The 19,743-nt window shown below is 55.5% G+C and carries 18 protein-coding genes; 6 read left to right on the top strand and 12 right to left on the bottom strand.

All coding sequences use genetic code 11. The annotated features are described in order from the left end of the window. Positions 1-9: 9 nt before the first annotated feature. The 5 genes from secD to ACEPPP_RS17655 all read right to left on the bottom strand — a co-directional run bounded on the left by secD (position 10) and on the right by ACEPPP_RS17655 (position 5,053). Positions 10-1,860 carry a protein translocase subunit SecD gene (secD, locus tag ACEPPP_RS17675; protein WP_374088681.1) on the bottom strand — a complete coding sequence of 617 codons (1,851 nt, stop codon included), beginning with the start codon at positions 1,858-1,860 and terminating at the stop codon, positions 10-12. Positions 1,861-1,931: 71 nt separating this feature from the next. After that, the gene (yajC, locus tag ACEPPP_RS17670) at positions 1,932-2,291 is read right to left on the bottom strand and encodes a preprotein translocase subunit YajC (protein ID WP_374088680.1); all 360 of its coding nucleotides are present in this window, start codon (positions 2,289-2,291) and stop codon (positions 1,932-1,934) included. A 43-nt stretch (positions 2,292-2,334) separates the two neighbouring features. Further along, positions 2,335-3,450 carry a tRNA guanosine(34) transglycosylase Tgt gene (gene tgt, locus ACEPPP_RS17665; protein WP_374088679.1) on the bottom strand — a complete coding sequence of 372 codons (1,116 nt, stop codon included), beginning with the start codon at positions 3,448-3,450 and terminating at the stop codon, positions 2,335-2,337. 149 nt (positions 3,451-3,599) lie between these two features. Further along, positions 3,600-4,259, bottom strand: a complete 660-nt coding sequence (locus ACEPPP_RS17660; protein ID WP_374088678.1) for a transglutaminase-like cysteine peptidase — start codon at positions 4,257-4,259, stop codon at positions 3,600-3,602. 128 nt (positions 4,260-4,387) lie between these two features. Then, the gene (locus ACEPPP_RS17655) at positions 4,388-5,053 is read right to left on the bottom strand and encodes a hypothetical protein (protein WP_374088677.1); all 666 of its coding nucleotides are present in this window, start codon (positions 5,051-5,053) and stop codon (positions 4,388-4,390) included. A 224-nt stretch (positions 5,054-5,277) separates the two neighbouring features. Between ACEPPP_RS17655 and ACEPPP_RS17650 the strand changes: the two genes are divergently transcribed. Next, positions 5,278-7,692 carry an SBBP repeat-containing protein gene (locus ACEPPP_RS17650; protein ID WP_374088676.1) on the top strand — a complete coding sequence of 805 codons (2,415 nt, stop codon included), beginning with the start codon at positions 5,278-5,280 and terminating at the stop codon, positions 7,690-7,692. A 120-nt stretch (positions 7,693-7,812) separates the two neighbouring features. On the opposite strand, the gene ACEPPP_RS17645 is transcribed toward ACEPPP_RS17650, so the two are convergent. Continuing rightward, positions 7,813-8,481, bottom strand: a complete 669-nt coding sequence (locus ACEPPP_RS17645; RefSeq protein ID WP_374088675.1) for a hypothetical protein — start codon at positions 8,479-8,481, stop codon at positions 7,813-7,815. On the opposite strand from ACEPPP_RS17645, the gene ACEPPP_RS17640 reads away from it, so the two are divergent. Continuing rightward, positions 8,473-8,658: a hypothetical protein gene (locus tag ACEPPP_RS17640; RefSeq protein ID WP_374088674.1), complete on the top strand. Its 186-nt coding sequence runs from the start codon at positions 8,473-8,475 to the stop codon at positions 8,656-8,658. The genes ACEPPP_RS17645 and ACEPPP_RS17640 overlap by 9 nt on opposite strands. A gap of 167 nt (positions 8,659-8,825) precedes the next feature. On the opposite strand, the gene ACEPPP_RS17635 is transcribed toward ACEPPP_RS17640, so the two are convergent. The 3 genes from ACEPPP_RS17635 to ACEPPP_RS17625 are packed head-to-tail and all read right to left on the bottom strand — an operon-like array spanning position 8,826 to position 12,134. Beyond that, positions 8,826-11,153 carry an MMPL family transporter gene (locus tag ACEPPP_RS17635; RefSeq protein WP_374088673.1) on the bottom strand — a complete coding sequence of 776 codons (2,328 nt, stop codon included), beginning with the start codon at positions 11,151-11,153 and terminating at the stop codon, positions 8,826-8,828. Then, complete coding sequence (locus ACEPPP_RS17630; RefSeq protein WP_374088672.1) at positions 11,128-11,715, bottom strand: outer membrane lipoprotein carrier protein LolA; 588 nt, start codon at positions 11,713-11,715, stop codon at positions 11,128-11,130. Before ACEPPP_RS17630 ends, ACEPPP_RS17635 begins: the two co-directional genes overlap by 26 nt. Continuing rightward, complete coding sequence (locus ACEPPP_RS17625; RefSeq protein WP_374088671.1) at positions 11,712-12,134, bottom strand: acyl-CoA thioesterase; 423 nt, start codon at positions 12,132-12,134, stop codon at positions 11,712-11,714. The genes ACEPPP_RS17630 and ACEPPP_RS17625 overlap by 4 nt, the downstream gene beginning before the upstream one ends. Before the next feature lie 569 nt (positions 12,135-12,703). Between ACEPPP_RS17625 and ACEPPP_RS17620 the strand changes: the two genes are divergently transcribed. The 4 genes from ACEPPP_RS17620 (at position 12,704) to ACEPPP_RS17605 (ending at position 16,632) form a co-directional block, all read left to right on the top strand. Then, positions 12,704-13,570, top strand: a complete 867-nt coding sequence (locus tag ACEPPP_RS17620) for an RHS repeat protein (protein ID WP_374088670.1) — start codon at positions 12,704-12,706, stop codon at positions 13,568-13,570. Between the two features lie 174 nt (positions 13,571-13,744). Next, positions 13,745-14,608 carry a hypothetical protein gene (locus tag ACEPPP_RS17615; RefSeq protein ID WP_374088669.1) on the top strand — a complete coding sequence of 288 codons (864 nt, stop codon included), beginning with the start codon at positions 13,745-13,747 and terminating at the stop codon, positions 14,606-14,608. Between the two features lie 98 nt (positions 14,609-14,706). After that, the gene (waaF, locus tag ACEPPP_RS17610) at positions 14,707-15,729 is read left to right on the top strand and encodes a lipopolysaccharide heptosyltransferase II (protein WP_374088668.1); all 1,023 of its coding nucleotides are present in this window, start codon (positions 14,707-14,709) and stop codon (positions 15,727-15,729) included. A 150-nt stretch (positions 15,730-15,879) separates the two neighbouring features. Further along, on the top strand, positions 15,880-16,632 hold the full coding sequence (locus ACEPPP_RS17605) for a hypothetical protein (protein ID WP_374088667.1): 753 nt from the start codon (positions 15,880-15,882) through the stop codon (positions 16,630-16,632). Positions 16,633-16,709: 77 nt separating this feature from the next. Here ACEPPP_RS17605 and ACEPPP_RS17600 read toward each other — a convergent pair whose 3' ends face one another. From ACEPPP_RS17600 to ACEPPP_RS17590, 3 genes are read right to left on the bottom strand one after another with little or no spacing between them, the layout of a single operon-like run. Further along, entirely contained in the window at positions 16,710-18,056 is a 1,347-nt protein-coding gene (locus tag ACEPPP_RS17600) for a GldG family protein (protein WP_374088666.1), read from the bottom strand. After that, the gene (locus tag ACEPPP_RS17595; protein ID WP_374090941.1) at positions 18,053-18,805 is read right to left on the bottom strand and encodes an ABC transporter permease subunit; all 753 of its coding nucleotides are present in this window, start codon (positions 18,803-18,805) and stop codon (positions 18,053-18,055) included. The genes ACEPPP_RS17600 and ACEPPP_RS17595 overlap by 4 nt, the downstream gene beginning before the upstream one ends. Before the next feature lie 2 nt (positions 18,806-18,807). Further along, on the bottom strand, positions 18,808-19,743 hold the full coding sequence (locus ACEPPP_RS17590; protein WP_374088665.1) for an ABC transporter ATP-binding protein: 936 nt from the start codon (positions 19,741-19,743) through the stop codon (positions 18,808-18,810).

Here is a 19,743-nt window from a genome sequence, read left to right as displayed (position 1 = left end):
TCCTCGAATTTAGATAGCCAATTTATCCAATTTATGCCGCCAACCGTACACGCCATTGACCAACGCTCTCGACACCAGAACCGCGCTGAACATGGAGGTTAAAATTCCGATACACAGCACCAGCGCAAAACCGCGAATGGGGCCCGAGCCCAGCATGAACAACGCGATGCCGGCAATCAAGGTGGTGATATTGGAATCTAAAATGGTCGCAAACGCTCGTTCATAACCGGCATAAATGGCGGCATTTGGAGTCATACCGATCCTAAGCTCCTCGCGAATTCGCTCGTTGATCAGTACATTGGCGTCAATGGCCATGCCCACGGTCAGTGCAATGCCCGCCATGCCCGGTAGCGTTAACGTGGCTTGCAGCAAAGACAGCACCGCAACCAGCAGCAACACGTTCACGCCCAAGGCGACGACGGAAAAAACGCCGAACAGACGGTAATAGGCAATCATGAACAGCGTGATCGCTATGAAGCCGTAGACATTGGAATTGATGCCCTTGCCGATATTTTCCTGACCCAGGCTGGGACCGACCGTACGCTCTTCGACGATGTCGACCGGCGCGACCAAGGATCCTGCTCTGAGCAGCAACGCCAGATTGCGCGCCTCACCCGGACCGTCGAGACCTGTGGTCTGGAAGCGCTTGCTGAACACGCCCTGGATGGTCGCGACGCTGATCACTTTTTCGACTTTTTGCTTGGTACGGACTTTCTGGCCGTCGACGACCTTCGTGTCGACCTTATATTCGATGAACACGACCGCCATCGGCTTGCCGACGTTGTCCTGGGTCACCTTGCCCATCTTCGAAGCACCGGCGCCGTTCAAGGTGATGAACACCGCCGGGCGGCCATCCTGATCCATGCCGGAAGAGGCATCGACGATCTGGTCGCCGGTCACGATGATCCGGCGGTCGAGCAGAATCGGATTGCCGTTCTTCTCGTAATACAGGCGGCTGCCGGCCGGCACATGGCCTTCGACCGCGTTTTGCACGTCATGCTCGGTATCGACCAGACGGTATTCCAACGTCGCGGTAGTGCCGAGAATTTCTTTAGCGCGGGCGGTATCCTGGACGCCGGGCAATTGCACGACGATACGGTTGTCGCCCTGCTGCTGGATCACCGGTTCGGCCACACCCAATTCGTTGACCCGGTTACGCAAGGTCGTGATGTTCTGGCCGACCGCGTTCTTTTTGATTTCGCGGACTTCCTTCTCCGACATTGCGAGCAAAATTTCATCCTGCGCCGGGGTATCCTGGATATTGAGCCCCGGAAAATCGCGCGCCAGCAACCCGGCCGCCGCGGCACGATCGTCCACCGAGTTCAATTTGACCTTGATTTGGGCGCCTTCCTTGCTGACCGACTGGTAGCGGATCTTCGCCGTTCTGAACGCCTGGCGCACATCGTCGTTATAACGATCTTCGGCCTGCTTGACCGCTGCATCCATATCGACTTCCATCAGAAAGTGCACGCCCCCGCGCAGGTCGAGGCCGAGATACATCGCCTTAGCGCCCAACGCATCCAGCCAGGCCGGCGTCGCAGGCGCCAGATTCAGCGCAACCGTATAATTGTCGCCCATCTGATCTCGAAGCAAATCAGCGACCTTGATCTGATCATCGGTATTGTTGAACCGAGCCAACACCCGGTCGTTCTTGTATTCAAAGGCCTTGATGGCAACACCGGCCGCCTTGATCGCTGCTTCGATTTTATTGGCTTGACCCAGATCCATCGCAGCCGAATGCGTCGGAGACACCTGCACGGAAGGATCGTCCCCATACAGATTCGGCAGCGCATAGATCGCCGAAACGACGAAAACGGCCAGAATTAAGATATTTTTCCAGAGCGGGAAATGGTTTTGCATGCTACATCATTCCAGTTATTGAATCGTCTCTCGCTACCTGAGAGAACCCCACGCGTCAGGACGCGCCCAAATCAGACCTTGTTGGTGGAAATCTTTTTGGCCACGGCCTTGTAGGTGCCCTTCGGCATGATGTTTTCGACGCTTTGCCGCTGCACCTGAATGAATACATTGTCGGCGACTTCGATTTTGACGAAATTGTCGTCCAGATCGGCGACCTTGCCCAAAATGCCGCCCGAGGTCACTACTTCGGCGCCTTTCTGCATTTTGGCGAGCATTTCCTTCTTTTCCTTAGCGCGTTTCGATTGTGGACGCAGGAACATGAAATAGAAGAACAGCAGGATGCCCAAGGGGAACAGCATGCCCTCGATGCCGGGCGCTTGTTGCGCGGCCGGTGCCGCGGCTGCCATCGCGTCGGAGATAAAGAAACTCATGATTTGCCTCGAAAAATTATTATACTAATGGTAAATTATCGTATTATGCCATAAGCGGCGCCGTTTTGCCTCGTTGCCGGTAAAATTCGCGGACAAAATTGTCCAGCGCCTGCCTTTCGATCGCTTCGCGAATTTCCTGCATCAGGCTCAGATAGTAATAAAGATTGTGAATCGTATTGAGCCGCGAGCCCAGCATTTCGCCGCATTTGTCCAGGTGGCGCAGATAGGACCGGGAATAATTCCGGCAGGTATAACAGCCGCAGTCTTCGTCGAGCGGCCGGGTGTCGGCCTGATACTGGCTGTTCCGGATCTTGATCACGCCGAAACGGGTAAAGAGATGGCCGTTGCGCGCGTTGCGGGTCGGCATCACGCAATCGAACATGTCGACGCCGCGCCGGACCGCCTCGACCAGATCCTCCGGCGTGCCGACGCCCATCAGGTAACGCGGCTTGTCGGCCGGCATCTTCGGCGCCAGAAAATCCAGTGTCGCCATCATTTCATCCTTCGGCTCGCCGACCGACAAGCCGCCGATCGCATAACCGTCGAAACGGATATCGACCAGGCCGGCGAGCGATTCGGTACGCAAATGCTCGTACATGCCGCCCTGCACGATCCCGAACAAGGCCGACGGGTTGTCGCCGTGCGCCTTCTTGCTGCGTTCGGCCCAGCGCAGCGACAGCCGCATCGAATCGGCCGCCTGCTGCACGGTCGCGGGATACGGCGTACACTCGTCGAAAATCATCACGATGTCCGACCCCAAATCCATCTGCACCTGCATCGACTCTTCCGGCCCCATGAAGATCTTGCTGCCGTCGATCGGCGAGCGGAAGGTCACGCCCTGTTCGGTAATCTTGCGCAGAGCGCCGAGACTGAACACCTGAAAGCCGCCGGAATCGGTCAGGATCGGCTTGTCCCAGCGCATGAACTCATGCAGGCTGCCGTGCGCCTTGATCACGTCCATGCCGGGCCTGAGCATCAGGTGAAAGGTATTGCCGAGGATGATCTGGGCGCCGAGGCCGGTCAAATCCTCCGGCGTCAGCGACTTGACCGCACCATAGGTGCCGACCGGCATGAAGATCGGCGTTTCGACCACGCCGCGCTGAAAAACCAGACGGCCGCGACGGGCGGCGCCGTCGGTGCTGAGTAATTTGAATTCCATGAAAAAATAATGGCTGCGAATGAGATGGGGTAAAACCCGAAGACTATTAAAACCCGCCAGTATAATCGGAATTCGCCGATTTCTTAATGCGGCGTTACAATTTTCGCCCGCACTCTCCGTTAAAACATCAGGAAGCAGGCATTTTGCTTTCAATAATCCCGGCTTGAGCTAAACGGCCGGGCAATGCGCCCCAATAGCTCCGTCCACAGACTTAAGCGCTCGGAACCGCCGACCTGCTGCCCCATGCCTTGCTGCTTGGCTAGCCAGAGTCCGCCTGCGTTGAAGCTGTAAACGGGCACTAAGTCGCTGCGGTCGACCGACGGCATGATCTCCGGCACAATATTATCGAGCACCAGACTGGTCGCGCCGCCATCGCATTGATAATTCAACACCATGTGCGGCTGGTTCAGCGTCAGCGATTTGACATAGGTCAATCGCAAACACTGATCGTCGATGCCCAACTCCTTCAGCGTAAAATATTTGCCGATCGAAAAATCTTCGCAATCGCCGCCGTTGGTGGCCAAGGTTTCAATTGGGGTCGCCCAATAATCTTCGCTGTGCCAATGCACGCTGTCATCTTCGAATTTCAGCCGGTTAAACCACCGGTTGGCGATATTGAGCTTTTCCGCAACCGGTTGCGATTGATTGTCTGCGATCGCATGCCGCCAGGACTGAACGCGTTCGCGCGCCTTGACGCCGTAACGCGCCTCGATAGCCTGTAATTCTTCCGAAGAGATGCCGGGCGCTTCGGGCAGCGAGCGGCAACCGGAAAGCCATATCAGAACGATGATCAGTGCAAAAATAGGCATATGGCTATACCAGCGACAGGGAGAATGCTGTTTTTCGTTTTACGGTTGCATGACAGTGATTCGCGCCACTCAAAAACGGCTTTATCCAAGCCTGGACAGGGAGGCAAGCCTGTCCAGGCTTAAGAAAATTACATGTCCGAAAGCCCTGCTCTAACCGTGGCAGAGACCAAATCGAATGATTCGCCATATTTGGTCACTGTCTTTGTTTTGACCTTGCAGTTGATTGTTAAACCACCGGAAAGGGGAATGCCATCAACGGTCAATGTGGCAGTTCCGGAAAGCTCCGCCCCATCCCCCGCCTCCTTGCATGAATCCGCAAAAACTCCGCGGCCATATTCATCATCTCCCCCCGCCTTGCTTTTTCCTGATATTTTCAGAGCAATGCCGTTTAATCCGCCATTGACGCCGACCTGTTCATATTTGACGGTCTTGATTTTGTCACAGGATTCGTTCCGGCATTCGTCATAGGTTTGAAACCATTTGGCTGTCACGCCTCTGTTTGTAAACTTAGAAACGTCGGCATCGGCCAGCGTTGATGCAAATTGAAAATTGCCTACCTTGATCTCAAGAGGCGTATCTGCGTAGATCTCGTCCAAATAGATGTCATGCTGTGCGAATGAATCGGCGGAGATTTTTGCCGAGACATTAAATTTTCCCTCGGTTACGACATAGCAAACCTTATTGACGCATTTCACTTTGTCGCTCAGCGATTCGGTCACGACGACATTATCTGCGTAAGCTGTGGCGCTGAAGACGGCAGCAAGAAGACAGGATTTTAAAGCAATAGGTTTCATACAATTTTCTGGTAAACAAAAAAGCATAGCACAGGCACCGATTCGAATGCTTATCCTATCCTGAGCATTTCGGAGGCTCGGGCAAGGACGCTACGCCATGATGAGCCACAAAATTGACAGCCCGATTGCCAAAATTTCTATATACTGGCCCTATTCCAGCGCCCGCACGGGCGCAATGAGCAATGACAAAATTCAAACCCAATCTTTAAAAACAAGAAGGTATTATGCGTAACAGGCTGTTAATGACGGTTCTATCGGGAACCTTTTTTTCGGCGCACGCCGGCCAACTGCCGATGACGCCGCCTAAGGCGGACGTTAACCAGAAGCTTTCGACGTCCTACGGGCAGTTGCCGCTGAGCTTCGAGCGCAATGAGGGGCAAAGCGACAGAGCGGTCAGGTTTATGTCGCGCGGCCAAGGCTACACGCTGTTTTTAACGCCGACCGAAGCGGTGTTGGCTTTGCGTAAGACAGAGAAGGAATCCGCTGCAAAGCCGGCGGCTTCCGCCGAACCCCTGGCGCTGCGCATGAAACTGGTCGACGCGAATCCCGAACCCATCATCGAAGGGCAGGACGTATTGCCGGGCAAGGTCAATTACCTGAAAGGCAAGGACCCGAAGCAATGGCGCACCGGCGCGTCGACTTACGGCAAAGTGCGCTATCAGGGCGTGTATCCCGGCATCGACTTGGTGTATTACGGCAAGCAGCGGCAATTGGAATACGACTTTATCGTGCAGCCGGGCGCCGATCCCAAGCACATTCGGCTCGATTTTAGCGGTGCGGACGGCATGCGCATCGACGCGGCGGGCGATTTACTTTTAGACACGAAGGATGGCGAACTGCGCCTGCAAAAGCCGGTGGTTTTTCAGACTATCGCCGGTAAGCGGAAAAATGTCGAAGGACGCTTTGTGCTGCATCAATCGCCTCCCGATCAGCAAAACGGGAAAGCTAACGTCTCACAAATCGGCATCCAGGTCGCCGCTTACGATGTGGCTCACCCTCTGGTGATTGATCCGGTGCTGGCATATTCCTCTTATTTCGGCGGCAGTGGTGACGATTGGGGCAAAGGCATCGCCGTGGATGGCGCGGGCAACGCTTATGTCACCGGCGGAACCTCCTCGTCAGACTTCCCCGTGAACCCTCAGCCTCCTGGGCGTAAGTCTGACGTCTTTGTGTTCAAACTTAGCGACGATGGCCAAAGTATCGCCTATTCCACTTATCTTGGCGGCAGCGATGAGGATGTCGGCAATCGCATCGCCGTGGACGGCAAGGGCAACGCTTATGTCACGGGTTATACCGGCTCGTCCGACTTCCCGACGGTGACCGAACTGTATCCGAATTTCGGAGGCACGACTGACGCCTTTGTGTTCAAACTCAGCGACAACGGACAAGACGTCGTCTATTCCACTTATCTTGGCGGCACTGAAGCGGATGGCGGCTGGGGCATCGCCGTGGACGGGAAGGACAACGTTTACGTGATGGGCAGCACCCAATCGACCGACTTCCCGACAGCGGACTCTCTGTATCCAAACTTCGGAGGCGAGACTGACGCCTTTGTGCTCAAGCTGAACGGAGACGGAAAAAGCGTCGGCTATTCCACTTATCTTGGCGGCAGTAAATCGGAAAGCAGTGGCGGTATCGCCGTGGACGGCGAGGGCAACGCTTACGTCACGGGTCAGACCCGGTCAACCGACTTTCCGGCGGTGAACGCCAAGTATCCGAACCTTCGAGGTGAGTCCGACGCCTTTGTGTCCAAACTCAGCGCCGATGGGCAAAACGCCGTCTACTCCACTTATTTTGGCGGTAGCAAGTGGGAAACCGACGGAGGCATCGCCGTGGACGGCGAAGGCAACGCTTATGTGACGGGCATTACCGCGTCGTCCGACTTCCCCACCAGCGTGAACGCCAAGTATCGGCACTTTCGGGGGGAACGCGACGCCTTTGTATTCAAGCTGAGCGGCGACGGACAAAACGTCGGCTATTCCACATATTTTGGCGGCAAAGGACTCGATGATAGTACCGACATCGCCGTGGATAGCGCGGGCAACGCTTACGTCACGGGCAGTACTAGCTCGTCCGACTTTCCCTCGGTGAACGCCGCCTATCCAAAGCTTCGGGGCAGCGATGACGCCTTTGTGTTCAGACTCAGCGGCGACGGTCAAAATATCGGGTATTCCACTTATCTTGGCGGCGGTGCTTCGGATAGTAGCGTCGGCATCGCCGTGGACGGCGCTGGCAGCGCTTATGTTACGGGCGTGACTTACTCGACCAACTTCCCCACGGTGAATGCCCAGAATCCTAAAAGGCGCGGGGCTGCTGATGTCTTCGTCGCAAAACTGCCGTTTTCTCCGAGTATAACCCTTCAATCCCCCAACGGCGGCGAAATTTGGAAAGAGGGAACTAAACAAACGATTCTCTGGTCGTCTCGCGACCTCGCAAAGGACAAGCGCTTGCTGCTCTATGTGTCCGTGGACAATGGCATCAACTGGAAAAAAATAGGGAGCGCGACGAATGGTGCAGAACTCAAAACCTGGACAATCCCGAAAAAACTCTATGCCGGCAAGCAGGCGCTGCTAAAAATCTGCCTGAATAAAACCTTGCCGCTCTGCGATATCAGCGATGCAGCGTTTAACATCAATTAAATGCCGGTCGCGGAAGCCGGAAAAAGTCAGCATAAAAGTTACGGCTTCGCCTTAAAATCAATTGGGAGGCGGATCCACTAAGCCTGGACAGGGTTGCAAGCCCGTCCAGGCGCAACCCAATCAAAAGCCTAAAAGCCTCGCTCTTACCGTGGTAGAAACCAAATCGAATGATTCGTCATTTTTGGTCACTGTCTTTGTTTTGACCTTGCAGGTGATTTCTAGTTGGCCGGAAAGCTCGGTTCCATCGACGCTCAATGTCGCATCTTCATTGAGCACAGCCCCATCGCCGGCCTCATCACAGTAATCCGCAAAAGCCCTGGAGCCATATTCGTCAAAATCCCCCACCTTGCTTTTTCCTGCTATTTTCAGAACCATCCCATTTAATCCCCCACTGACGCTAACCTGTGCAGGGATAACGGTTTTGGAGCGCTCACAGGAATCATTCAGGCATTCGTCATAGGTTTCCAGCCATTTTGCGGCTATTTTTGTGCCGGTCAGCGTGGCACTGTCGGCATCGGCTAATGTTCCCGTAAACGAATAATCACCCACACTAATTTCGATGGGCGTGTCCTCGTTGAGGCCATTCAAAAGTATCCCGTTCTCTTCGAATGTCGTACCGTCTATTTTTGCGGTGACATTGAATTTGCCCACAGTTTCAACCGTACATTCACCACCCTGTGTGCATTTCAACTTATCGTTCAGTGATTCGGTCATAGAGACCGTATCCGCATAGGCGGGTGCATTGAAGATAGCGGCAAGCAAGCAGGATTTTAACAAAATATGTTTCATAAAATTTTCCTCACTAAAAATAAAAACGCTGGCTCTGGCCGGAGCACTGAATCCGGCGGAAATTTTCAGGGTGCTTTTTCGATGAATGCCAAAGATCAGAAAGCTGTTTTTGGGAATGGCTTAAGAGAGTTTAACACCTGCCAACATAAGCCTTTTGGTGGAGGCAAAGAAACGTGAACAACCGCACACATCAGAAGCCAGGCAACAGCCGAATGTGGTTTAGCTATCGAGCGATGACAACCTGCGCAACGACCTAACGCCATGAAAGAGCTGATACTGTTTGCGATGACAAGGGGGCTTAGGGATACGAAAGCCCCCGTCCAGAACAAAGCGGAGCAGGAATATTATTGATCCGAACCGGCTTGAGTGAATGAGCCAATCAACGGCGCAGTCAACATCGCGGTGATGATCCCGACCGCAACGGTAAATCCAAACGCATGCACGATCTCGGTCGAACTGACCGCGAGCAAGCCGAAGGACAGCAGGGTCGTCAGACCGGACAGGGTCACCGCCAGCGAGGTGCTGGTGCGTCTTTCGCCGGCCAGGAAAAAGAACGCCGCGTAATCGACGCCGATGCCCAAAACCAGCAGCAACGCGAACAGATTGAACAGGCTGAACAATTGATTGAACCAGCCGGTCAGCGCCAGCGCGGTCAGCGACGAGATCAGCGGAATAGCCATCACGGTGGCGGCGCCGCGCCAGCCGAATTTGAAACACAGGCCTGCCAACACCAAGGCGAACGCCGAAAACAACAGCAGACTAGCCCTGATCCGGTAGCGCGCGAACAGTGAGGATAATTCTTCGACATGATCGACCCAGACGACGCCGGGTAATTGCTGCAAAGATGCCAACGCGGCAAAGTCCTGAACTTGGCTCAGGGCCACGATGCCGGAACAGTGCTCTTTTGCGCAGCCGAGCCATAACGACCGTTTGCCTTCGTCGGCCATGGCAAGCCAGTCTTCCAGCTTCAGCGTGTTGGGTTCGGCCTCAATAAAGGCTTTCGATTCGGCGGCGATCGCGGCGCGGTCGAAGCCGAGATCGTTCATGTAACGCCCGGCCAGACCCGAGTCAAAAAGCGTATGCTTCACCAAGCGGTAATTGTTTTGCTGAGTCGCAGGATCGGGCCAGTAACGGCTGAGAGCTTCGTAAGATTTCAGCGCCTTGCTCTGTACCAAGGCATCGAGCTTTTCGAGCAGCCGTTGTTCGTTTTGATGCCATTCCTGCCGATCCTTGCCCGAAACCAGAAAAAACTGACTGTCCCGAACCTGCAAAAGCTGGCTGATTTTTTCGGCGCTTTGCAGCAATGCCGGCGGCGCGGACTGAAGCAGGCGCACGTCGTCGCGTGGCGTCAATTTCCAGATGCCGACGGCCAGCACGACCAGCAGCAAGGGTGCCAGCCAGCGGCGATTTTTAAGCGCCCAGGCCGGCCAATCCCGTTCCCAAAGCACGGCCAGTTTCAGCAATGCCGGTTCGTGCGCAAACTTAAAACCGGTCAGCAGCAGCGGAAACAGCAGCACCACGGTCAACCAGGCCGCGAACAGCCCGGCCGCGGAAAACAACGCGACTTCCTGGAGACCCGGAAACGGCGAGAAGCCGAGGCCCGCGTAGCTCAACAGATTGCTGATCAGCCCCAGGAACAGCGCCGGAAAAATCGCGGCGAGTCCCTTGCGCGGATTCCAGTCCCGCTCGCCGAAACTGTCGCAGAGATAATGCTGCGCGTAGTCATCGACCACGCCGATCAAACTCGCGCCGAACACCAGCGTGATGATGTGAATCTTGCCGAATACCCAAACGCTGACGATCAACGCGGCGACGAGGCCGCTCGCGATAGCGGTCGCCGACAACAACAGCGGCCTGACGCTGCGAAACGTGAACCAAAACAATAAAATGATGCCGATACTGGAGCCGACGCCGACCGTCGAGATTTCCTGCTTGGCCGACTCCGCCCCGTAAGCGGTGAACAGAGGCAAGCCCGAAACCAGCAATTCGCCGCCGGCCTTTTCCAGCGTGGCCGCCGCGTTTCGGCTCAGTTGCAGCAGGCTTTCGAGTTTTTCGAGCGGCAATTGGCTGTTGTCGAGATCGGCCAGCAGCAGCGCCCAAACCTTTCGCCCATCCCTAAGCACCACGACGCCCTGCTCCAGACTCAGATTGCCCGGTTTTTGCGCACTTATCATACGTCCGAACAGCAGCAGGGGGTCGCGTTCGAGCATCGCCGCCTGCATCTGGCCGACCGGGCTGTAGAGCATCTCGAGGTTCTGGTCGAGCAGAGCCTTTGGATTCGTCTCCAGCAGCTTGCGCGTAGCCGCATCGAGCAATTGATAGCGGTAGGCGAAAAGCCGCTTGTACTGGTTGACGGTCTGATCCTGCGCCACTTCAAACATGATGTTGCCGAACAGCCCGCTGCCCCTGACCTGCCTCTCCAACTGTCTCGCATTCGCGATCGCCGCCTCCGCGCTGGCCGCGCCGCTGAGCCAGATCACCTTGCGATTGAGCAATTGACTATGCCGCTCGATCGCTTCGGCGACTTCGGGGCGTCGTTCGATTTTCGGCAACAGCGCCAGGAAGCCGGTTTCGAGCCAGTCCCGGCTCAGCGTTTCGAGGCCGAGCGCGCCGAGCAGCAGCATCCCGAGCAGCCAGATTCCGGCGCTAACGCGGGGACGATAAACGTTCAAAATCGGTTTCCTGTGCGGGCGTCAAAGCCTCGGGATGGGTGATGTGCTCGAAGGTGATGCGCGTGGAATTACCGTTCGCCTCGCGGATGTCGAGCCGCTGCAATTCCTTGTCGCCGGTCAACTGCATGCCGGTGATGATCTTTTTCAGCATAGCATCCTTCGGCTGCAATTGCAGCTGCCATGCGCCCTGCCCGTTTGCGCCGGCAATGGCGAAGCCTTCGTTCATTAATTGCAAGTCGCCGCCGAACATCGCGGTAAACACTCGGCCGAAGGCGGGCGGCAAGGCCTGTTCGCCTTGCGTCGTCAATAAGCGCGTCTGGTTGACCAGCAGCAGCGAAGGCACCGGCGTCAGCGTCTGCCAGATCACGCCCCGCTTGCGGTGATAGGTAAACGTGCCCGTCGAGATCAGCGGTTTTTTCAGGACCTTGATCGTTTTTTCCTGACGGAAGCGGCCTTCGGTGATCTCGGTTTTGACCAGCCGCGCGCCGATGTCGGCGAGCAGACCGACCGCCAGAACGCCCTGCCAGGGCAGCCATAATAAAAGAATAATCCACAACCTCACGGCACCTTGACTCCCAGTTTTTCGAACAGTACCGGCGGCGACTCCAGGCACATTTCTTTATTTTGCATAGCCACCGCGACCTGAATCGTATGCCCCTTGACCAGTTTGGCGCCGGTCAGCGCGTCGGTGATCAAATATTCGATCTTCAGGCGATTTTCCCATTCGGCGATGGCGGCCCTGACCTTTACGTTTTGCCCGAACACCGCGGACTTCACATAGCGGATGCGCAGGTCGATGATCGGCCAGGCATAACCCGAATCGCGCATCGCAAAATAATTGTAATCGATCCGGTCGAGCAAGGCGCAGCGGGCGATTTCGAAATATTTGGCATAATGGCCGTGCCAGACGATTTCCATCATATCGGCGTCGTGAAACGGAATCGATAAATCGATTTCGACGCTGTAGGCCGGTTTAGACATGGGGTTCAATCCAGAGTAAGGCATTCATCGTTGCAGAGTAACTATTCAAAGACAGGCCGGTGGCGGGGACCAGGAAAAACACGGGTTATTGTAAGTGAATTCTATCGCCATGCGCTATCCGTGAACGCCACACAACAGAAGAGCAGATCCACCGGTTCGCGATGCATTGACCCACTACCCCTCCCCCGCCGCTTTGACGTACCGGTTTCGCTCAAAAACCGGCCGCATTATTTTTGCTGTGGTCTTTCGCTAAATTTATGGTTAAGATAAGAACGGGTGAATGACCTGATTTGTAAGCCTTTCGACTCATGAAAGACTGAACAGCAATGTTTGCTCGGAATAGAGATGTCTTCGAGCCACTTAGAGAACTTAGAAAACCGTACGTGCGGCATCCTCTGCAACGTTTAAAAGAAAGGTATTAAATGAAATTTGTTGTTTCCTATCCCCAAACCAATTGGGAATACGCAAAATTTAGATTTGATCGGATTGTAAAAGGCAAGGATCGGTCAAACGAGGTTTTCAAAGGTGAGCCCGGAGGAAAAATTCAACTCCTGGAGCATCAGGGCGAGTTGGGCAAAATTAAACTGCTGGAGGAGATTTATCCGGTCAAACCCTTCGGAATGGAATTCGTTGAAGGGGAAGGCTTGTACTTTATCCGCGGATTGCCCTGCGCCGAGGATGGCGTGCCAGGCGACGAACATATTGCCAGATTGAACGCTCAGGGTGAAATCGATCTGGAAATTCGCAGCCCCTGGTTTTCGCAGTTGCGTTCGCTGCGCCGGACGGAAAACGGCCTGTTGGTGACCTCCAGCGGCGTCGATGCGATCTTGGAGGTCAATCTGGCGGGAGAGATCATTTGGTCCTGGTGGGCCACCGAAAGCGGCTATGCCAACGCCTATGGCGGCGGCGTCAGAAGCATCGATAAAACGATGGATCATCGGCTTAAATGTTATTCGGGTAAATTACAGACGACGCATTTGAACTCCGCGATCACCGACCCTTATGATCCCGATAAAATTTTGACTATCCTGTTTTACCAGGGTGCCGTTGCGCGTATAGACAAAAAATCGCTGGCCCTTGATCTTGTGATCACCGGCTTGAGCGGAGCGCATCATATCCGCAAGCATTCAAAAGGCTATATGCTGTCGAACTCGAGGAAAGGCGAAGTGCTGATTTACGATCACGGTTTTCAATTGATCGATCGCATTCAAGGGACCAGCTCATGGTTCCCGGTCAAATGGGTTCAGGATGCCTTTGAAATGCCCGGAGGACGCTCGCATTTGATAGCCGATTGCAATACCTTCAATTTGCGCGAACGCGACTTGAATGGAAGAGAGAAAAAATTCAACACCCGCATGCCGAATCGCATCTTTCAGATTGAACCCGTTTCCGATGATTTTTCGTTTAAAGGATTTAAAAGCAGCAAGCTATCTTGAGAAAAAATTCCCTGGTTTGTGCTATTGATCGTAGGGGTGACATCATGCCTGCCGACTTATTGCTGAACGCTTATCGGAATTTACATTATAATTTACGTTAAAATAATCTCACAATAAGCTGAATTGTTTATCTTAATAACGCTTGATTAGTCGCTTCAAAAGAGGGGGAAATGTATGTTAACTCGTAAAATCATCATTACGGCGGGCCTGACTTCGCTGCTCAGCCTGCAAATGGCTAGCGCGGATGACGAGCCTAAACAAACCGAAGACTGGCTGAAAGCGGCGCAGAATCCATTGATTCCGGTGTTTAGCGTTCCATTGGAATATACGCATCATGGCGGCGCGGAGAACGGTGATGTATCGATCGGCAGAATCAAACCCATCATCCCGGTGTCGCTCGGCAACTGGAACATGATTAATCAGTTATCGTTGAACTTCATGGGGACTCCAGGTCCTGTCACCGGCATCGAAGAATTGCCTGAGCCATATCCCGGCAATGGCTCAAACGGTCTGGGCGATACGACTTTCACGTCACTTTTTTCACCGGAAACTTCGGGTGATTTTCGTTGGGGTTTCGGGCCTACTTTCGTGTTTCCGACCGACACGCGTTTCGGTAACGCGGACGATCATACAGCGCGGCAACTGGGCAGCGGCAAATTCAGCGTGGGTCCTGCGATGATGGTCGTGACCCAGCCGGGTCCTTGGACCTTAGGTTTTAAATCCAAGCAAATATGGTCTGTATTCGGTAATGATTCACGCGAAAGCGTCAGCCAACTGAATTTGGAGCCCTTTGCGAACTACAATATCGGGCAAGGTTGGTACTTGACCACCGACATGAACACGATCGCTAACTGGAATTCTCACTCCGATAACCGCTGGACAGTTCCTGTCGGCGCCGGCGTGGGTAAGTTATTTAATATGGACAAATTTGCGATTAACACGAAATTGGAAGGGTACTATAACGTCGTAAGGCCCGATGCAGCGCCCGACTGGTCGGCGAATTTCACCGTACAATTCATGCTGCCCAAGCTCTTTTGATCATTAATGGGCCTTGACGACGGGAAGGGTTAATTTTTCAAGATTCCCTTGATTGATGAAAGGATTCGATGATTAGCCATTCTCCTGATTTAAGCGCGATGTCACGACCTGCCCGGATTTTGGTCGTCGGCCCGTCCTGGGTCGGCGACATGGTGATGGCGCAAAGTCTGTTGATCGCCCTGAAACGGCACCACCCTCATTCCCAAATCGATGTTCTGGCTCCCGTCTGGACCTTTGCGTTATTGGATAAAATGCCGGAAGTCTCCCAGGCGCTGCCCATGCCGCCGCTCGCGCGCGGGCAGCTCGGCTTAAGGGAGCGCATCAAGCTCGGCAAAAGCTTGCGCGCTCATCGCTATGATCAAGCGATTTTGCTGCCCAACACCTGGAAATCCGCCCTGATCCCGTTTTTCGCCCACATTCCGTTAAGAACCGGCTATACCGGCGAGTGCCGCTGGGGACTGTTGAATGACGTGCGCCGACTGGATAAGACGGTTTTGACGCAAACCGTACAGCGTTTCGTCGCCCTGGCGGAACCCTCGGAGCCTTCCACCCCGCCCGAATGCCCGGCTCCCCAGCTTCGCGTCGCCGCCGAAAGCCGCCAGCAAGCCTGCGATAAATTTGCCTTACAGACGCAAGGCAAGCTATTGGCGTTATGCCCGGGCGCCGAATACGGCGATGCCAAACGCTGGCCCGCCGCCCATTATGCGGAGCTCGCGCGCCTGAAACGCCGGGAAGGCTGGCAAGTCTGGCTGTTCGGTTCGCCCAAGGACGCTCCCGTCGCCGCCGAGATCAATCGGCTGAGCCACGATGCCTGTATCGATTTGACCGGAAAAACCACGCTGAGTGAAGCAGTCGATTTATTATCGCTGGCGGATGTGGTGATCAGTAATGATTCCGGCTTGATGCATGTGGCCGCGGCTTTAAATAAAAAATTGATCGCGATTTACGGCTCATCCGCCCCCTACTTTACGCCGCCGCTGAACGAAAATGCGCGCATCATCAGCCTGAACCTGGACTGCTCGCCCTGTTTTAAACGTGAATGTCCCTTAGGGCACCTGCATTGTCTGGTCAAGATCACGCCGCAACAGATCCTCCACGAAATGCAGGCCTTGTCTGCTTGAATCGGCGCGATCCGAACGTGTAATCTCACCGCCTCTCCGCTTGCATGTCCCTCGCCGTTGGTTTAGACTCCGGCGGTACTGAATAGCCCAGGGTTATTCGAACCGTGAAAATGTTTTTTAGCGAATAGGTGTCTCGTGCGATTTTTCCGAATGCAGTCCCCGGAATACAGTTCCGACAGCCAGAACTTGGCAATCAACGGTAATCTGGAATATGTCTACCGTTTTCCCGGCGTCAGCTGCAATGCCTGCAATGCGACCTACGGCGGCAGCCGCATTCTTGCGCTCGAAGCGCCGCCGCAAATCCAGAACGACCCGCGCTTCAGAAGCCGCTGGCCGATTTCGGAACAGGAACATGCGGCGATGCAGCAGGAAGTCGCCGGCTATCTCGATGCCGACTGCGCGGCCTTCCAGACCTTCAAACCCGGCGATAACTTCCAGCCCGCCTACTACGACAATCAAACGGTCCCCGATGCCGACTTTTTATGGCCGAACATTCGCAGCTTCGTCGTATCGGAACGGATGAAGCGGATCGTGTTCGATGGGTTGGTCGGCGACGTCGAAATCGTTCCGGTCAAGCCGCGCAAAATCGGCAAACGCAACGACAGCGGCCTGCCCTCCGGCCTCGATTCCGGCCATCCGGAAACGCTGATAGAACCCTATTACCAGATTCTGGTGCGCGCGGAATCGGATTACCCGAAAGGCGGCGCGCCGATTTCGATATGCGCGGTTTGCAAACACGAAGCGTTCGATGACGAAAAACGCGAATTGGTCATGCACGAGGAGATGTGGCGCGGGCAGCCGATCTTTTTACTCAGAACGACGCTGTATGTGATCGTGACCGAAGCGCTCGCCGAAAAAATTCAAAAGGCCGGCGCGACCAATGTCGCTTTCGTGCCGGTTTAAGGCCACCTTTCTTCCAGATCCAGGCTGCAAACGGCTTTCGGAAATCCAAAGCAGGTCTGCCGGCATTCAACAACGTTTCACCGCCGCCTGCGCCGGCGCCAGACTACAAAGCCGGTGCCGAGCAGGCAAAGCGGCAGCACGATCAGGAAACCGAAGCCGATCACCGAAATGCTGACCGTCGTCAGTTTCAGGCTCCGGTCTGGGGCGGTTTTGGCCGGAATGTCGATGAAGCGGTCGTCGTGGATCAGCCAGTTGACGATCCTGAGCCCCATGTCCAGATTGCCGGCATTGCCGATATAGGTGTTCGCGAGAAAATCGCCGTCGCCGACCACGACGATGCGCTGCTGGGTGTTAGCGTCCAGGTTCCGCGTCAGCGCGTAGCCCAGCGTGATCGGGCCCTGTTTTTCGGCGCCGTCCGCCTCGAAACGGATCGTGCCGGTCAAGGGCCCGGTTTCGGTCCAGGACTCGACGCCGCTGTTCAGCAGCGGGACGCTTTCGTAGGCGCTATCCGCGTCGATGTCGAAGCCGGCCGCGGCGGGATAGACCGACAGCGTCTGGAAGTTGCGGGTGATCGGATGGTGGTTGTAGTCGCTGACGATCACGAAGCTCGGGTCGTCAATGCCGGCCTGCTTGGCGGCCTTGTCCACGATCTGACCGGGCAAGGGATGGATGCCGAGCGCGGGCCAGATAAAGTCCAGCGCCTGATTGCCGGGATCGGCCAGCAGCAAGAGGTTGCCGCCGCGCTGAAGGTATTGCTTCACGATCTCGATTTCGCCGGGCAACAAGGCAACCGTCGGCGAGGCGATCACCAGCAGCGCGGAGTTGTTCGGGATCTCGGGTAGCCTCGCCAGATTGACCGTTTGCGCATTGATACTGCGGCGCGTCAGTTCCTTGCCGAAACGGTTCAGGTCGAAATTGGCCTCGCTTTCCGGCGAACGTTCGCCATGCCCGGTCAGGAAGGTGACCCAGCGGTCTTCCGCATGCGACAGTTGCAGCAAGGCATTGGTCAGCGTCGCCTCGTCGATAAAGCTCAGTTTTTCGCTGCGCCCCTGATACTCGACCACGACCAGGCCTTCCTCGCCGATATTCAGCTCGCGGGCTTTTTCCGGCGCATGGTTCGGATCGATGAAGTCCAGTTTCAGGTCGGGCTTCAGGTGGGTGTAACGGTCTACCAAATGCGCGATTTGCAGGCGGATCGGCAGGCCGCTTTTGATGTAGGCGGTGATAGCGACCTTTCCCGGCATGGCCTGCAACAACTTTTGCGTCGCCGGCGACAAGGTATTCGAGCGGGTCTGGGTCCAATCGGCCTGGTAAGCATAACGCTCGGTCAACCAGGCCGCAGCGCCTAAAGCGCAAAGCAAGACCCCCGTCGACAGCCGGTTTTTCAGGCGGATTTGTTGATGCACATGGCGCGTCAGTTTCATTTTTGCAGGCGGTCGTAATCGAGGCGGCGGATACTCAGCACGATGAATAGGACGATGAACAGCAGAAAATAAACGATGTCGGTGGTGCTGATCAGGCCGCTCTGAATGTTCTGAAAATGGCGCAATATCGACAGATACTCGAAGAGATAGGCGCGCTGCTCTCCCATGCCGGCGCTCCAGTCCAGAATCCACAGCAAGAGCAGCAAGCCGAAGGCGCTGATCGCCGCGATCGTCGGGTGTCCGGCGATGCAGGAGGTATAGAGCCCTGCCGCCGCGAAGGCGGCAGCCAACAGCGTCAGCGCCAACAGATTCGCGGCGAATTTACCCAGATCCAGATCACCTCCGACCAGCAGGGACAAGGGCATCAACGCGGTCAGCACGACCGTGATCAACAACAGGCCGACCACGCCGAGATATTTGCCGGCCACGATGTCAAAATTCGAAATCGGCGCGGACAACAGCAGCGCGAGCGTTTTATTCCGGCGCTCCTCGGTGACCAAGCGCATCGTCAGCAGCGGCGTGACCAAGAGCAGAATGATGCCGGCATTGCCGAACAACGGCGTCACGACGATGTCGGTCAGACCCGGCGCGTTGTCGAGTCCGGCCAGTTTCGGCTGCAGCATGTTGAAGGTTTCGACCTGGGTCAGAAACAGAAAGGCCAGTATCACCTGCAAAATCGCGAGCAGCGTCCAGGCCAGCGGCGACAAAAACAACGACTTGAATTCGCGGGCGGCGATCGTGAAAACCATTTTCATCCCGGCAGCCCTCCCGTCTCCCGAGTCAATTGAATGAACACGTCTTCGAGCGATTTTTTGACCGGCGCGAGTTCTTCGAGCCCCCAACCGGAGGCGACGATCAGCTCGGCGATCTGCTTGGCGGGATTGTGATCGACACCGTGATGCACGTAGAGACGATTGCCGGCCAAAGGCTCGACCGACAACACGCCGGGCAAGGCCGACAGCGTCTTCAGATCGGCCGGCATGCGGGTAGTCACTTCCAGGGTGCAGCTGTGCATCTGCCGCTGCAAGCCGGCGATCGTTTCCCGCAGGATCAACCGCCCCTGCTGGATGATCTGCACATGCGTGCAGGATTCCTCGACTTCGGTCAGGATATGGGTCGACAGGATGATGCCGTGCTCCCGGCCGAGCTCCCGGATCAGCGCCCTGATTTCGCGGATTTGCAAGGGATCGAGACCGACCGTCGGCTCGTCGAGGATGATCACCTTCGGATTGTGCAAAATCGCCTGGGCGATGCCGGTGCGCTGTTGATAGCCCTTCGAAAGATTGCCGATCAGGCGCTCCTGCATTTCGTCGAGGCCGCAGCGCTCCCTCGCCCGTTTGACCGCGGCGGGAATGCTTGTTTTATCGACACCGTGCAGTTCGGCGCAATAAGCCAAAAACTCGTTGACCGTCAACTCCCGGTATAAAGGCGGGGTATCGGGCAGATAGCCCAGATGGCGCTTGGCTTCTTTCGGCCGGTCGAGCAGATCGATGCCGTTGATCCGGACTTGCCCGGTGCTCGGCGCCAGGTTGCCGCACAGCATCTGCATCGTGGTGGTCTTGCCGGCGCCGTTCGGCCCGAGAAATCCCAGCACTTCGCCCTGCTTCAGCGTAAAATCGACACCATCGACCGCGCAGTGGCCGCCGTAATAACGGGACAGATGATTGGCTTCGACAAGCACGGTCAT

Origin of the sequence: Methylomicrobium lacus (assembly GCF_041897535.1) — a bacterium.
GTDB classification, from domain to species: domain Bacteria; phylum Pseudomonadota; class Gammaproteobacteria; order Methylococcales; family Methylomonadaceae; genus Methylomicrobium; species Methylomicrobium lacus_A.
Note: the sequence above shows the minus strand (reverse complement) of the source record. Positions and strands in the feature narration are given on the sequence as shown.

Excerpts from the sequence above, each read along its gene's own strand:
- secD (WP_374088681.1), bottom strand. The coding sequence starts at position 1,860 with ATGCAAAACCATTTCCCGCTCTGGAAAAATATCTTAATTCTGGCCGTT.
- yajC (WP_374088680.1), bottom strand. The coding sequence starts at position 2,291 with ATGAGTTTCTTTATCTCCGACGCGATGGCAGCCGCGGCACCGGCCGCG.
- tgt (WP_374088679.1), bottom strand. The coding sequence starts at position 3,450 with ATGGAATTCAAATTACTCAGCACCGACGGCGCCGCCCGTCGCGGCCGT.
- ACEPPP_RS17660 (WP_374088678.1), bottom strand. The coding sequence starts at position 4,259 with ATGCCTATTTTTGCACTGATCATCGTTCTGATATGGCTTTCCGGTTGC.
- ACEPPP_RS17655 (WP_374088677.1), bottom strand. The coding sequence starts at position 5,053 with ATGAAACCTATTGCTTTAAAATCCTGTCTTCTTGCTGCCGTCTTCAGC.
- ACEPPP_RS17650 (WP_374088676.1), top strand. The coding sequence starts at position 5,278 with ATGCGTAACAGGCTGTTAATGACGGTTCTATCGGGAACCTTTTTTTCG.
- ACEPPP_RS17640 (WP_374088674.1), top strand. The coding sequence starts at position 8,473 with ATGTTTCATAAAATTTTCCTCACTAAAAATAAAAACGCTGGCTCTGGC.
- ACEPPP_RS17645 (WP_374088675.1), bottom strand. The coding sequence starts at position 8,481 with ATGAAACATATTTTGTTAAAATCCTGCTTGCTTGCCGCTATCTTCAAT.
- ACEPPP_RS17625 (WP_374088671.1), bottom strand. The coding sequence starts at position 12,134 with ATGTCTAAACCGGCCTACAGCGTCGAAATCGATTTATCGATTCCGTTT.
- ACEPPP_RS17615 (WP_374088669.1), top strand. The coding sequence starts at position 13,745 with ATGTTAACTCGTAAAATCATCATTACGGCGGGCCTGACTTCGCTGCTC.
- waaF (WP_374088668.1), top strand. The coding sequence starts at position 14,707 with ATGTCACGACCTGCCCGGATTTTGGTCGTCGGCCCGTCCTGGGTCGGC.
- ACEPPP_RS17605 (WP_374088667.1), top strand. The coding sequence starts at position 15,880 with ATGCAGTCCCCGGAATACAGTTCCGACAGCCAGAACTTGGCAATCAAC.
- ACEPPP_RS17600 (WP_374088666.1), bottom strand. The coding sequence starts at position 18,056 with ATGAAACTGACGCGCCATGTGCATCAACAAATCCGCCTGAAAAACCGG.
- ACEPPP_RS17595 (WP_374090941.1), bottom strand. The coding sequence starts at position 18,805 with ATGGTTTTCACGATCGCCGCCCGCGAATTCAAGTCGTTGTTTTTGTCG.
- ACEPPP_RS17590 (WP_374088665.1), bottom strand. The coding sequence starts at position 19,743 with ATGACCGTGCTTGTCGAAGCCAATCATCTGTCCCGTTATTACGGCGGC.